Origin of the sequence: Bacillus sp. SA1-12, from assembly GCF_000981385.1 — a bacterium.
GTDB lineage: Bacteria > Bacillota > Bacilli > Bacillales > Bacillaceae > Metabacillus.
The window spans coordinates 80,957-95,654 of the sequence record NZ_LATZ01000010.1; the positions used below are offsets into that span (position 1 = coordinate 80,957).

The following is a 14,698-nucleotide window of genomic DNA, read 5'->3' on the forward strand; positions in this document are numbered from 1 at the left end:
AGAGAGCTGTTAAATAATGGCAGATCCACTAATACTATATTTGGGATTAAGTGTGCAGGAAGATCCTTATATTGGTGTTTGTTGGTGGTGAAGCCCCTTTTTAAACAGCTCTCTTCTATTAGTCTAGTTAGTTAATGAGATAGAAGGGGGTCTTGTTATGAAAAGCAAAAGTTTTGCTAAGCACTATTACCTTATGCTATTACCGGGATTTATTTGGCTTTTCCTCTTCAGCATCGTGCCGATGTTTGGAATAGCAATAGCTTTTCAAAATTATAGTCCGGTAGATGGAGTTTTTGGCTCCGAATGGGTTGGTCTTGAACATTTTAAATATATGTTCACATTAGATGATACGATGGAGATTTTCTTTAATACGATTTTCATTGCATTCATGAAAATTATCGGTAATCTGATCGTTCCTTTAATATTTGCATTAATGCTTAATGAATTAAGATTGCTCGCTTTAAAAAGGTGGATCCAAACAGTCGTTTATTTGCCCCATTTTTTATCCTGGGTTATTTTAGGCGGGATTCTTTTAGATATTTTTGCTTATGTCGGGCCGGTTAACCAGATTTTATCACTGTTTGGTGTCGATCCAATTCTTTTCTTCGGAAGAGCTGACCTGTTCCCGTTTCTTATTGTGGGGAGCGATATTTGGAAGGAGTTTGGCTTCAATACGATCATTTATCTTGCAGCTTTAACAGGAATCAATCCGGCTTTGTATGAAGCAGCTGCAATTGATGGTGCTACAAGGCTGCAAAGCTTATGGCATGTCACACTTCCTGGCATAAGAACAACGGCTATTTTATTAGCCGTACTAAGCCTCGGAAATATTTTGAATGCTGGGTTTGACCAAATCTTTAACCTGTATAATCCGCTCGTTTATTCAACTGGTGACATCATTGATACTTGGGTGTATCGAACTGGTTTGTTAGATCTGCAGTATGAACTGGCAACAGCAGTTGGTCTGTTAAAATCTGCAGCTGGATTTATTCTGATTAGTGTTTCATATTATTTGGCTTATAAAACGACAAATTACCGGATCTTCTAAAGAAAGGAGTGAGGAAAGATGGTCAAGGACAGGACGGTCGGATCAAGATCCCTTGATATTATTCTCATTATCATTCTAGTTTGTATTTCCATCACATGTATTCTGCCTCTCTGGTATACCTTAGCTCTATCACTAAGTTCAAAAGCTGCGGCAAGTGCCGGCCAAGTTACTTTTTGGCCTATTGGATTTAACGTTAACTCTTATAAGCAATTACTTGGGGATGCCCAATTCTTTGAATCGTTTTGGATTTCTGTAAAACGGGTGATTTTAGGAGCTGGTCTTAATTTTATCATCGTTCCATTAATGGCCTACCCATTATCAAAAACAGTGAAGGATTTTAAATGGCGAAATATCTTAATGTGGGCGTTGATTTTTACCATGTTATTTAATGGCGGGTTAATTCCATTGTATTTAACCGTTAAAGAATATGATTTGCTAAATAGCATTTGGTCTCTTGTACTTGTCGGAGGAGCGCAAACGTTAGTTTTTAATGTCATCTTAGCGATCAACTTTTTTCGAAATTTACCTAAGGAACTAGAGGAGGCAGCACTCGTGGATGGAGCAGGTCCCTGGTATATTTTATTTAAATTGTATATCCCGCTCTCGATCCCGGTGCTTGCAACCGTTACACTGTTTAGTATCGTTTATCATTGGAATGAATTTTTGTATGGATTAATCTTTATGACCAGGGAAGAGTTTTATCCGCTCCAAACGTATATTCAACAACTCACCGTTGTTCTTGATCCTGCCAGCATGACAGAGGACCAGTATAAACGAATGAGTGAACTGTCAAATAGAACGTTAAATGCAGCGAAAATATTTATCGCCATGCTGCCTGTTTTAGTCGTCTATCCCTTTTTGCAGAGGTTTTTTATACATGGGATTACATTAGGGTCGGTAAAGGAATAGGGGAATGTTATTTACCTTAACTCGAAGCTATTAATGAAAGATCTAAAGAAACAGTACTTATAAATTAACATTGAAATGGCTGTGTGTAAGATAACACTTAGTTTTTTGTAAGGTTTCAGAATGTATTTATTCTGAAGCCTTTTTTTATTGATTTGAAATCTAAATGCCATTTACTATCGTTAAGTTCATACTATCAAACTCTAACGAAAAGTTCATTGAGGCTGTTAGCCTCTTAAGGTCAATGAGCCCATTATAGGTAATGGCTTATTATGGTCTGTTACCTATGCATAGAGAAGGATGGACAAAAGTCTTGTATTCATGTCTTTTACATAGAAGTCATTCGCTTGGTTTGAATACCTTACGCATTCCCTTTATATGGAGCTATATCGTATTTTCAACTTATATGGTTATTGGTATTTTGCCTTGATATATAAAACGTAGTACCTTTCAAAAATGCCGTCATAATAAGGATTTACACTATTTTTTTTAAAAAAATCTTATTTTATAAAAAAAGTGCAATGGGGTATTCCTGTATTTAAAAATAGTATTATTGCTAGAAATCTTTTCGTTTTATAAGTTTGGAATAGTTACCAGAGGAAATCAAGGAGAAAAAACAACCTAAGAAAGGAAGCGATCATTACCATGATAGATAATGAAATAAGTATTCAAAAACAAAATGATGTAAACGGATACAGAGAGCTTGGTAAACAAAGTAAGCTACAAAAATTTTTAAAACAGATAAAGAGGGATAAGTACCTATATTTACTGGCTTTACCAGGGATTATTTATTTTATTATTTTCAAATATGTCCCAATGTATGGGATTACGATAGCGTTTAAAGAGTATTCACCATTTATTGGATTTGCAGAAAGTCCGTGGGTAGGATTTAAACACTTTGAACAATTATTCACAAGTGAAGATTTTTGGATGTTACTAAGAAACACATTAGCCATTAGTGTCCTGAATATCTTATTTTTCTTTCCATTACCCATTATTCTCGCGATTTTATTAAACGAATTAAGGAATCAGTTTTATAAAAGAACCGTTCAGTCATTGGTGTACCTGCCGCACTTCTTATCGTGGGTAATCATTGCTAGTCTTTCTTTTATGTTATTCGGCAAGTCAGATGGAATCATTACCTATCTCCTTAACAGGCTTGGATTTGAATTCGATTTTCTAACAAATCCAGATGCTTTCTGGTTTCTATTAACTGGGCAATCTATCTGGAAAGAAGTAGGATGGGGTACGATTATATTCTTAGCTGCAATTGCCGGTGTAAACACAGAGTTATATGAAGCAGCGAAAATGGATGGTGCGAACCGTTTAAGGCAAATTTGGCATGTAACCTTGCCGGCGATTCGTAATGTCATAATAATTTTATTAATTTTACGTTTAGGCGATGTCATGGAAGTAGGATTTGAGCAAGTTTTCCTTATGTATAATGGTGCAGTTTCCGAGGTTGCCGAAGTATTTGATACATATGTGTACCGTGTCGGAATTCAACAGGGACAATTTAGTTATAGTACAGCGATTGGTTTATTTAAGTCTTTTGTCGGATTGCTCCTGGTGGTTATAGCCAATCGGATGTCAAAACGGTTTGGTGAAGAAGGACTTTATTAAAGAGGAGTGATGTTTAGTGAAACTTAGCCTAGGTGATAAAATGTTTAATGTAATAAATGTTATTTTTCTTGGAATGGTCGCTCTCGTATCTATGTTTCCAATTTATTATGTTTTTGTTGTTTCTTTTACGGAACCAGCAGAATATTTGCAGAAAACATTTGTTTTATGGCCTGATAATTGGTCGTTAGCCTCTTATCGCTATTTGTTATCTGCCCCTACCTTTTTGCAAGCTATCGGTGTTAGTGCATTTTTAGCAGTAGTTGGTACGCTTTGCAGTCTGATTATTACCTCATCCTTTGCCTACGCATTATCGAGGAAAAAGTTTAAAGGTAGAAGAATTATATTAATGCTAGTCCTTTTCACCATTTTATTTAGTCCTGGAATTATCCCAAACTATTTGTTAGTAAAAGAGCTGGGACTAATCAATAATATATGGGCTGTTATTCTAGTATCGTTAACAAGCGGTTGGTTTGTTATATTAATGAAAGGGTTTTATGATAGTATTCCTGATACATTAGTAGAAGCTTCTATGATTGATGGCTGTAACGATATTACTGCATGGATTCGGATCATCTTACCGTTATCACTACCGTCGATTGCAGCATTTGGACTGTTTTTTGCTGTTGCGTATTGGAACCAATATTTTAATGCCTTGCTTTATTTAAATGATGCAAGTAAATGGCCGATCCAAGTATTGCTGCAAAATATGTTAATAGATTCATCTAGCAGCAGCCTTGGCGAAGTCGACCCACTCATAAAACCGCCGCCAACACAAACATTAAAAATGGCAGCTGTAGTGATAGCAATTGTACCGATCATCATAGTTTATCCCTTCTTACAAAAGCATTTTGCTAAGGGGGTGATGATTGGCTCAATCAAGGAGTAGTATTTAGTCTTTTTAACAAAAAGTTTAGCAATTTCTTTTATTCTTTTTAAGATATGAGGGGGAGGATGGCAATGAAAAAGTTATTATTAATGATGGGGCTATTGTTCGTCATCTTTTTGGCGGCATGTAGCAATGGGGGAGAAAAAGCAACATCTGATGGTTCTTCAAGTAACGGTGGTAAGGAACAAGCTGAAGTAAAAATTATCAGTCATTTCTTCGGTCCCACACCACCAAGTAAAGATAGTCAGATCGAACAAGAAATTGAGAAAGGAACCAACACAGAGTTAAATATTGAATGGGTGTCTGCAAACAATTACGGAGACAAGTTTAATGTTATGTTAGCTTCTGGTGAGCTTCCAGACTTAATGTTAGTGCCAGACCCGTTTAATCCAGTATTTCGGCAAGCTGCTGAACAAGGAGCGTTTTGGGACATTAAACCATATATAGATGATTATCCGAACATAAAAGAAGGAATTGATGATATCGCTTGGGATTTGACGAAAATGAATGGTGCAAACTATGTGATTCCACGCCCAAGGCCAACTGATGGAGAAGCATTTTTCATCCTTAGAAAAGACTGGTTAGATAAGGTGGGATTAGATGTTCCGACAACTTCAGATGAACTGTACAAAGTAATGAATGCGTTTACTCATAATGATCCTGATGGAGATGGTAAGGACAATACTGTTGGCTTCGTAAGTTATGTTGGTGATACAGGCATGGGGGGATTTGCAAGTTTTGAGGGAATGTTTACCGGTGTGAATGGAGAGTGGGCATTACAAGATGGTAAGCTGGTACATAGTGCTTTCCTTCCAGGAACACGGGATGCAATTGAATATTTGGCTAAGGCTTACTCAGATGGATTAATTGCTGCAGACTTTGCCTCATTACAGATTAGTCAGACAAAGGAAAATTTCATAGCTGGTAAAGCAGGGATCTTCATAGAAAAATCTGGTGCGCTTCAAGAGGTTTATGATCCAATTTCACAAATCGAATCTGGTTTTGATTTTAAAAATTTACTGCCATTAACTAGCATCAATGGCTACAATCCAAAAGGTACCGGGTTTTCAGGAGGAAACGCAATTCCTAAATCAGTTCCAGAAGAAAAAATGAAAAAGATTTTGGAGATGATCGATCGCTGGATGGAAGATGATGTATTTACTTATCAAAAACAGGGTATAGAAGGAATTCATCATACAGTTGAGAATGGTAAAGTTGTTATAGATACAGAGAAGACAATAAAAGAGGCAATTGGTGAATATAACCAAATTGTTTATGTGTCTGATCCGTATGCAAGTACTGTAAAACCAACATTCCCGGAAGATGTGCAACAATTATATAGCTATATTCAAGATGAACGTGCAAAATCAAGTGTTGTAGATATTGGGACTGGTCTTGAGTCTGAAACAGGAGTAACGTACTTACCAGAGCTTAGAAAAGATCTTACAGATTTAAAAACGAAGATTATCCTTGGCAGTGAGCCAATTACAGCATGGGATGACTTTATTGAAGAGTTGAAAAACGATCCTAAGATGCAACAATTAACAAAAGAAATAAACGAATCTTATCAAAATAGATAAGCTCTTATCTTTAAATAAAACACCCTCTAAAGATTTATGACTTCCTTTTTAGAGGGTGTTAAATCTGTTATAAGTTATTTGAGTGGAAAGTATATTATGGTAAACTACTAATAAAACGCTTTCATATATCCGGGGTGGTCTAGTTGAAAGAAAGATTGCAAAAAAAACTGCCACGTTTTTTACATATTAGTGGTAATTACCGAAAGAATCTAGTTATTTTTCTCTTACTTGCTAGTTTTCCAGGAATCATCTGCAGTTTTTTACTATTTTTTGTGAGTAAATCACAAATGGAAAAAGAATTACAAACGGTCCATCAAAACCATTTGAACTACACGATCGATTCAATTAAAGAACAATTTTCTGATTTAGAAAAATTAATGGCAAACTGGGCTTACCAAGCGAATATGCAAGATTACAGCGATTTAGATGTTGCGCGTGACTATAAGAATATTAGAGACATCTTTGATACACTTAATGCGATGGAAGGGTATAATCCGTTAATCGGTCGAGTGGAGTTATTTTTAAATCGACCGAACCCAACAGTTTATACTAATACTGGTTATAAGATTTTAGAAGATAAAAAGCTGATAGAAAAGTATAGTCAATTATTAACAAAGAATCAAAAAATGTTTTGGGATCATTCCTATACAAGCATTGATAAAGACTACAAAGAACGCTATGCACCATTAGTCATGGTTCATAAATTAGATAACAATTTATTCGATCCATTCGGTTCGCTGATTGTTTTTTTAAATAAAGAAAAGCTGGAGCAAATCCTATTATCCCCTTATGAGGATGGTTCGGTTTTCTTATTAAGAGATCATGATCAATGGCTGTTTGGTAGAGAGAATCAAACACAACCCAACGAACTGCAGACTGCAGTAATGGATAAAATTGTTAAACGGCCAGACAACCCTAAACCGTTCGTGTTTGACTATGATGATATAAAATACTCAGTTACGTATGATTATTTTTCAAGACTTGGCGAAAAGTGGTACTACGTATCGCTTGCTCCGATGACAAATATCACCGCTCCAGTCGTTTTTATTTCTAAGATATTTATATACTTAAGTTTGTTTGTATTTATGTTTGCGATCTTCCTTTCATTATTTGCATCAAATAAGTTATATGCTCCGATCGAGAAGTTAACGCGTAAGATCAGTGGGAACAATCGTGTTCACTCCAATGAGTTCAATTTGATTGAAACACATTTGAACCACCTGTCTACCGAAAGTGAGGACTTACAAAATCGTTTAAAGCAGCAACTTCCCCATTTGCGAGAAGGATTTATCCTTCAATTGGTGCAAGGATATTTGTATTCATACAGAGAAGAGGACTTACAGGACCGGATGCAACAGTTCGGCTCTGATCAGACCAACAAAAAGCACGTTATTGTATTTGTGCAATTACTCGGATTTTCAAAATTAAAGGGAAAGTTCATGGAGGGGGACGAAGGGCTGGTCACTTTCATAGCTGTTAATATTGCTGAAGAATTACTTCAGTCCTCTGAGTCGGAAGCAGATGTCATTAACTTTCACGATTTATCACTGGGAATCTTGTTTTCTTTTCCTAATCAAACAACTGTTGAGGAAATAGATGAAAAAGTGATTGGGTTTAGCGAAGAGTTAATCGCTTATATAAACAAAATTTGTAATATGAAATTATCGGTTGGGGTAAGTAGAATTGCCGATTCGCTGAAATCTGTTCTCAGTTGTTTTGAGGAGACAAAGGCATCGTTAAGCTTCCGTAACTTGCAGCAAGATAATCAAATTATTGAGATGAAGAAGATTGATAGTCTTTTTTATAGTCATCATAACTTTGAGTATCCGTTTGATTATGAAAAAGAAATAACTCATGAGATACGTTTAAAGAATCAAGAGGAAGCTATCAATCTAGTTAATAAATTCTTTACGACGCTTGCTGACCAAAACGTTAGCGAATCAGTGATGAGGCAGGGAGCTCTGAAGCTATTAGGAAGTATCTTTCATATCGTGCTCCAATCCGGTTTGATTGAAGATTTTATAAAAGAAGGTGCAAACCTTTATGATGAGCTATATAAATTAAAAGATCCTGAGGAAATTAGTCATTGGTTTGAGAAGAAAGTAGTCATACCTATTATTGAAGAGCTTTCCAGTAAGCAAGATCAACGACTTCGTTTCATTGTCCAGAAGGTAATGGACATTTTAGAAGCTAAATATATGGATGATATATCTCTAGATTTTTGTGCAGATGAAGTAAGCTTAAATCCCTCGTTTTTGAGTAAGGTATTTAAAGATTTTTCAGGATGGAATTTTATTGATTATTTAACACATATTCGTTTAACAAAAGCGAAGGAACTGCTTATGGAGACTGACACAAAGATTAAGGATATTGCTGAAGGCATTGGCTATAAACACAGTTATTTCAATCGTATTTTCAAAAGGCAAGAAGGAATTACACCAAGCGAATTTAGAGAAATGAACCGCAGAAATATCATATAGCTGGGATAAGGGTTAGGCACCCTTGTCTTTTTTTTGAAGTTTAAGAACGTATAACTTTTTTACTTAGTTTTTGTGTCTAACTCCAGGCGCCATCGGCGAAGCACAGGACGTGCAAGTGCAGTCAATGCGACAGGACGTCGCGTTTTGGCTGCATCTAGGGTCTAGTCAAATAGGAATTGAAGGTAAAGAACACCTGCTATTCCTATTCGCCTTATGCTTGTCGCCGAATGCTAAGAGCCTTGCGTTTTTCTTAGTGTGCTTGTTAAGTGCCTAATGATTTTTCAATTCAACTAACAATTCCTCCACAAACCTAACAGTTAATCTTCGAATATAAAAAAGTATCATCTATTTTATAAAATATTACCCCTTACAAACCTTTTTCAAAAAAGTACTATTGTCGGAAAGTCATCAAGATATTAAGGTAGGAAGAGAGAGCATACTCCATTCTGGTTTTTTAGGTAACTATATTAAGTCATAAATCCAATAAATGAGGTGAAATGAGTTGTAATAGAGCAAGACTTTTTTCAGAATATGAAAAATAGAGAAATCAGTGAAAAAATACTCGAATTTTTGAAAGGGTTTACAAGTGGAAGGTAGAATTTTGTATTTGCGATACAAAGGAATTGATTCCTTAAAAAATCAAAGGGGAGAATAAAATGAAAAGATTTGTATTAGTAGGAACTGGTGGTAGAGCTGAATTTTTTTATCGAGCAATTGTTAGTGATTTTAAGGATACTTGTAATCTAGTTGCATTCTGTGATTTGAATCAAACTAGATTGAATTATGCAAATCGTTTACTTGAAGAACGATACAATCATCCTAAAATTAACACATACTTACACACTGATTTTGAAAAAATGATCTCAATCGAAAAACCGGATACGGTTGTCGTAACGACTGTTGACCGCACACACCATACCTACATTATTAAAGCATTGGAGCTAGGGTGTGATGTTGTTACCGAAAAACCGATGACAGTGGACGCTGAGAAATGCCAAGCAATTATTGACGCAACAAAAAGAACTGGAAAAGAAGTTCGTGTTGCTTTTAACTATCGTTATGCCCCGCATAACACGAAAATTCGCGAGCTTATTATGAATGATGTCATTGGTCAAGTAAATTCGGTTAATTTTGAATGGGCGCTGGATACGCAGCATGGTGCGGATTATTTCCGCAGATGGCACCGCGATAAGCGCAATAGCGGAGGATTGCTTGTACATAAGTCTACCCACCATTTTGATTTAGTTAACTTTTGGTTGGGAACAACCCCCGAAACTGTTTATGCATCAGGAGGACTTCGTTTCTACGGTAGAGAAAATGCCGAATCGCGAGGCGTTACACAATTTTATCAACGTGCATATGGCAGTGATTATGCAAAGGATGACCCATTTGCAATTGACCTTGAAGCAAATGAGCATTTGAAAGCAATGTATTTGGATGCGGAAAAAGATGATGGTTACCAGCGTGATCAAAGTGTGTTTGGAGACGGAATTAATATTGAAGATACACTAGGTGTTTTGGTCACGTACAAAAACAAAGCAATCCTAAATTATTCGTTAAATGCTTATTTACCATGGGAAGGATATATGGTTTCCTTTAATGGAACAAAAGGAAGAATAGAAGTTCGCATTCGTGAACAGTCTTATATTAATTCAGGCGGCAGTAAAGAAGACGAAGGTAAAGTAAAAGAGAAATCAATCATGGTGATGCCGATGTTTGGCCAGCCTTATGAGGTTGAGGTTGTTGAAGGAAAAGGCGGACACGGTGGTGGAGATCCTATCCTTTTACAAGATATTTTCGGGATTCCAGTTGAAGACAAGTTCAAACGTGCAGCATCCCATGTTGATGGAGCGATGTCTATTTTAACTGGTATTGCAGGAAACATTTCGCTTAATACAGGCCAGGCAGTAAAAGTAGACGAACTAATTAAGTTTTAAGGAAACATAACAATACATGTACAGATAGGATAAGGGAATTATTCCCGAATTTACGCCATGGAGAAAGGGGTTGTGGTAAAAGTGGTTAGCTCGTTGCATCAACAATTCTTGCATCCTTCAGAGGAATTCACTCCAATTCCTTTCTGGTTTTGGAATGATCACTTAACGAAAGCGGAAATAACAAGACAAATTAATGATTTTTATGACAAAGGGGTTACAGGATTCGTTTTACATCCCAGAATTGGAATTCCCGAGGAAATCGTATATTTATCGGATTATTTTATGGAATTGGTTCAAACTGCTGTAGAAGAAGCAAAACGATTAGGAATGTTGGTTATTTTATATGATGAAGCAATGTATCCTTCTGGTGCAGCAAAAGGATTCGTTGTTAAAGATAATCCGGAATATGCCAGCAGAGGATTAAAAATGATCGAATATCCTTGTAACTTGGATAATGAAATTAGGATAGATCTTTTGGACGGAGATTCAATCGTTTCGGCTCAAGCCGTGAAAAAAGATTCATCCAATACTACAATAGACTTGTCTGCATCCAACTTGTTAAATGTCCACAATGGAAAGGTATCGTTTCGTCCTCCAGCTGATGGGAACTGGTCTATTCTTGTATTCGTTGAAACCTATTCAGGAGGAAACATCCGCGGTATCCATTTTGGTGAAGACGATGGTGAAGAGAATGCACCAGCATCTGCTGATTTATTAAATCCTGATGCAGTCGCAAAATTTATACGAGTCACACATGATCGATACTACGATCAATTGAAAGACTATTTTGGAAATACGGTCATTGCTATGTTTACTGATGAGCCAGATATTTTGGGAAGAGGGTCAGCTTCAGGTTTGAAGCCTTGGACCAGAGATTTTCTCTCCTATTATAAACAGCATGGAAACGAAGAAGAGCATTTAGCTTCCTTATGGTTTAATACTGGTGAAGAAACAGAAACACATAAAAGTAACTTTAGCAAGACCGTCAATAAAAGACTAACTGAAACTTATTATAAACAAATTAGTGACTGGTGTGTAAGCCGCGGTATTGCGTTAACAGGTCATCCAGCGAAAAGCAGTGACATTAGCTTACTCGAACATTTCCAAATTCCTGGTCAGGATGTTGTGTGGCGTTGGGTTGCACCAGAGGATGGAAAGGCGTTAGAAGGAGAACATTCTACAGCTGGAAAATGCTCAGCCGATGCAGCAAGACATAGAGGAAGGCGGAAAAATTTGAATGAATTTCTAGGAGTTTGCTCTAAAGAAAGTCCATGGGCACTTTCTCCAGGTGACATGAAGTGGTATATGGATTGGCTGCTGGTCAGAGGGGTCAACCTCCTATGTCCACACGCCTTTTATTATTCAATTGAGGGCGAACGGAGAAGTCACGAACGTCCGCCAGATGTTGGTCCGAATAATTTATGGTGGCCGTATTACAAACAATTTGCTCAATACATGAAGCGCCTAAGCTGGTTAATGACTGATTCTACGAATCAAACAGCTGTGGCTATTTTATGCGGAGAGGACCATTTGCCATGGAAGGTTGCAAAGCCTTTATTTGAAAATCAAATAGAGTTCAATTATTTAGAGGAATCTTTGTTTTTATCACCAAGTCAGCTTATTGATGGGGAAATTAAGATTGAGAGTCAATCTTATCAAACTGTGATTATTGAGATTAGCTCCAAACTAGGATCCGATGTCATAGATAAGCTGGAAAGTTTTATTCAAAGCGGAGGAGAGGTTATTGTTTTGAAGGAAGAACATGAATCTTCTCCGATTATTGGAACAAAAGTTATTCAGGGACCTGAAGATGTCGTTGATACACTATCTAAAAACCATCGAGAAGAAGTGATGATCTCGCCTGTCAGCAAGGATATTAGAGTCAGTAAAATTGTTAAAGCTGGAAAGCTCTTTTATTTTTATGTAAATGAAGGCGAAGCAAACTATACAGGGTCCTTTTCTTTAAAAGAAGAGGGGAAAGTAGAAAAATGGGATGCTTGGACAGGAGAAATAGAACAAGTAAACCTTCAACATAAAAATGGTAAAATGGTTGCTCCATTAAATATCGAACGAAGATCTTCGATTGTGTTTGCTGTTGATATGGATCAAAAGCCTTTCGTTGAGGAAGAGGGAATATCTGGATTTAAAACAGAACGTATTGAACTCGATCATAATTGGTTGATTAATAACAAAAGGAATCTTCCATTGGAATCATGGCTTCGTTGGAATGGCATGGAATCCTTCTCGGGAACTGTAATCTATGAGAATCAGTTTACGATAGAAGAGATGGATTCAATCACAAAAGTCTCTCTAGACTTAGGTGAAGCCTATGAAATCGTAAAGGTGACGGTAAATGAACATGAAGTTGGTGTGAAAATGTGGGCACCTTATCGCTTTGAAGTTAACCCAGCTTATCTTGTAATGGGTGTTAATAAACTGACTGTGGATGTGACTAACAATCGTGCAAATGAAATGGATCATGCACGACTAAGCTCAGGGTTACTTGGTCCAGTTTCACTTGAACTTTTGCGTGAAAAAATAAAGGAGTAGAAAGTGTAAGATAAACAAAATAGGATAACAAACGAAAAAGACTTATTTTAAGGAATGGATTCCATGGCATGGCAATGGTTATAACAATTAAGTAACATTTGCAAAAATAACAAGGTAATTATTTCTTTTTCTCGAATATTAAATTAATAGCTTACAAGATGAAAAGGAGGATTTTTTCAATGAATATGAAAGCGAAGGGAAAAGACTTGCAAATTGCCTACATAGGAGGCGGCTCACGAGGCTGGGCATGGGGACTAATGAGCGATCTTGCCCTTGAAGGTAGTTTATCTGGAAAAGTAAAGTTGTATGATATTAATTATGAGGCTGCATGTGCAAATGCAACAATAGGAAATCGCTTATACGACCGTGAGGATGTTGTTGGCAAATGGAAATATGAAGCCGTTTCCACAATGGATGAAGCGCTGCAAGGAGCAGATTTTGTCATCATTTCCATTCTTCCGGGATCGTTTGCTGAAATGGCTTCTGATGTTCATGAGCCTGAAAAATATGGAGTCTATCAATCTGTAGGCGATACGATAGGTCCAGGAGGATTGGTCCGTGCATTACGTACGATTCCGATCTTTGTAGATATTGCACAGCATATTAAAAAGTCGGCTCCAAATGCATGGGTTATCAATTACACAAATCCAATGAGTCTATGCGTCCGTACTTTATATGCAACATTCCCGGAAATCAAAGCAATAGGCTGCTGCCACGAGGTATTCGGTACGCAAAAATTGCTAGCTTCTATGCTTAAAGATATGAAGGAAATTGAAGGTGTCAGCTACAATGACATTAAGGTTAATGTACTTGGAATCAATCATTTTACTTGGATTAATAAGGCTACCTATGAAGATATCGATCTATTCCCATTATATAGAGAGTTTGTTGATAAATATTATGAAGAGGGCTATGAGGGAACAGAAAAAGGGCACTGGATGAACAACCATTTTGCCTCTGCTCAAAGGGTGAAATTCGATTTATTTAAAAAATTTGGTTTAATTGCTGCAGCGGGAGATCGGCACTTAGCAGAATTTATGCCAAATTCATGGTATTTGCACAGTCCTGACCGAGTAAAAGAATGGAAATTCGGGCTGACAAACGTTCAATGGAGAATGGATAACAGACAAGAATTACTTGAAAAAGGCAAGAGACTTTCAGAAGGCAAAGAAGAATTTGTTCTTCGTTCAACAGGTGAAGAAGGCGTTGATATGATTAAAGCATTACTTGGCTTAGGAGATTTAGTTACAAATGTGAACCTGCCAAATAGAGGGCAAATCCAGGGATTGCCTTTTGATGCTGTTGTTGAAACAAATGCCTTATTCAGAAATGACAGCATTCAGCCTATCTTTGCGGGCCAATTGCCGGGACCAATTCAAAATATGGTCTCGCGACATATTCATAATCAAGAAACGACCTTGCAAGCAGCCTTAACAAAAGATAAAGATCTTGCATTTCAAGCCTTTGTCCAGGACCCGCTTGTTAGTCAGCTTAGTCCGGATCAGGCAAGCGAACTATTTGAACAAATGCTTGTAAATACCCATAAATATTTACCGGGCTGGAACTTGGAGCAAACGGTTACAAGTTAAGGTTAGATAAAAAATGAAAACTCAGGGACAGTCATCTTTAAACATAATATTTAGAATAGAAACTATAAAACTATACTTCTAAATAGGAATGTTTGACGA

At 36.8% G+C, this 14,698-nt stretch carries 9 protein-coding genes; all 9 read left to right on the top strand.

The window, feature by feature from the left end:
* The first annotated feature begins 157 nt into the window (after positions 1-157).
* The gene (locus WQ54_RS09050; protein WP_046515224.1) at positions 158-1,048 is read left to right on the top strand and encodes a sugar ABC transporter permease; all 891 of its coding nucleotides are present in this window, start codon (positions 158-160) and stop codon (positions 1,046-1,048) included.
* A gap of 18 nt (positions 1,049-1,066) precedes the next feature.
* A complete protein-coding gene (locus tag WQ54_RS09055) occupies positions 1,067-1,957 on the top strand; it encodes a carbohydrate ABC transporter permease (protein ID WP_046515227.1) in 891 nt (296 codons plus the stop codon).
* Positions 1,958-2,599: 642 nt separating this feature from the next.
* Positions 2,600-3,577, top strand: coding sequence for a sugar ABC transporter permease (locus WQ54_RS09060; RefSeq protein WP_084821914.1), 978 nt, complete (start codon positions 2,600-2,602; stop codon positions 3,575-3,577).
* Between the two features lie 40 nt (positions 3,578-3,617).
* Entirely contained in the window at positions 3,618-4,463 is an 846-nt protein-coding gene (locus WQ54_RS09065) for a carbohydrate ABC transporter permease (protein WP_046515332.1), read from the top strand.
* 71 nt (positions 4,464-4,534) lie between these two features.
* Positions 4,535-6,043, top strand: a complete 1,509-nt coding sequence (locus WQ54_RS09070) for an extracellular solute-binding protein (protein ID WP_084821915.1) — start codon at positions 4,535-4,537, stop codon at positions 6,041-6,043.
* Between the two features lie 143 nt (positions 6,044-6,186).
* Positions 6,187-8,523 (top strand): helix-turn-helix transcriptional regulator, encoded by a 2,337-nt coding sequence (locus WQ54_RS09075; protein WP_052737721.1) that lies wholly within the window; start codon positions 6,187-6,189, stop codon positions 8,521-8,523.
* Between the two features lie 656 nt (positions 8,524-9,179).
* Complete coding sequence (locus WQ54_RS09080) at positions 9,180-10,460, top strand: Gfo/Idh/MocA family protein (protein ID WP_046515231.1); 1,281 nt, start codon at positions 9,180-9,182, stop codon at positions 10,458-10,460.
* A gap of 72 nt (positions 10,461-10,532) precedes the next feature.
* Positions 10,533-13,010 carry a glycosyl hydrolase gene (locus WQ54_RS09085; protein WP_231597487.1) on the top strand — a complete coding sequence of 826 codons (2,478 nt, stop codon included), beginning with the start codon at positions 10,533-10,535 and terminating at the stop codon, positions 13,008-13,010.
* Positions 13,011-13,189: 179 nt separating this feature from the next.
* Positions 13,190-14,599 carry an alpha-glucosidase/alpha-galactosidase gene (locus WQ54_RS09090; RefSeq protein WP_231597488.1) on the top strand — a complete coding sequence of 470 codons (1,410 nt, stop codon included), beginning with the start codon at positions 13,190-13,192 and terminating at the stop codon, positions 14,597-14,599.
* Positions 14,600-14,698 lie beyond the last annotated feature (99 nt).

Bases quoted from the DNA above. Each gene is read 5' to 3' on its own strand.
- WQ54_RS09070 (WP_084821915.1), top strand. From the start codon at position 4,535: ATGAAAAAGTTATTATTAATGATGGGGCTATTGTTCGTCATCTTTTTG.
- WQ54_RS09050 (WP_046515224.1), top strand. From the start codon at position 158: ATGAAAAGCAAAAGTTTTGCTAAGCACTATTACCTTATGCTATTACCG.
- WQ54_RS09090 (WP_231597488.1), top strand. From the start codon at position 13,190: ATGAATATGAAAGCGAAGGGAAAAGACTTGCAAATTGCCTACATAGGA.
- WQ54_RS09060 (WP_084821914.1), top strand. From the start codon at position 2,600: ATGATAGATAATGAAATAAGTATTCAAAAACAAAATGATGTAAACGGA.
- WQ54_RS09080 (WP_046515231.1), top strand. From the start codon at position 9,180: ATGAAAAGATTTGTATTAGTAGGAACTGGTGGTAGAGCTGAATTTTTT.
- WQ54_RS09065 (WP_046515332.1), top strand. From the start codon at position 3,618: ATGTTTAATGTAATAAATGTTATTTTTCTTGGAATGGTCGCTCTCGTA.
- WQ54_RS09055 (WP_046515227.1), top strand. From the start codon at position 1,067: ATGGTCAAGGACAGGACGGTCGGATCAAGATCCCTTGATATTATTCTC.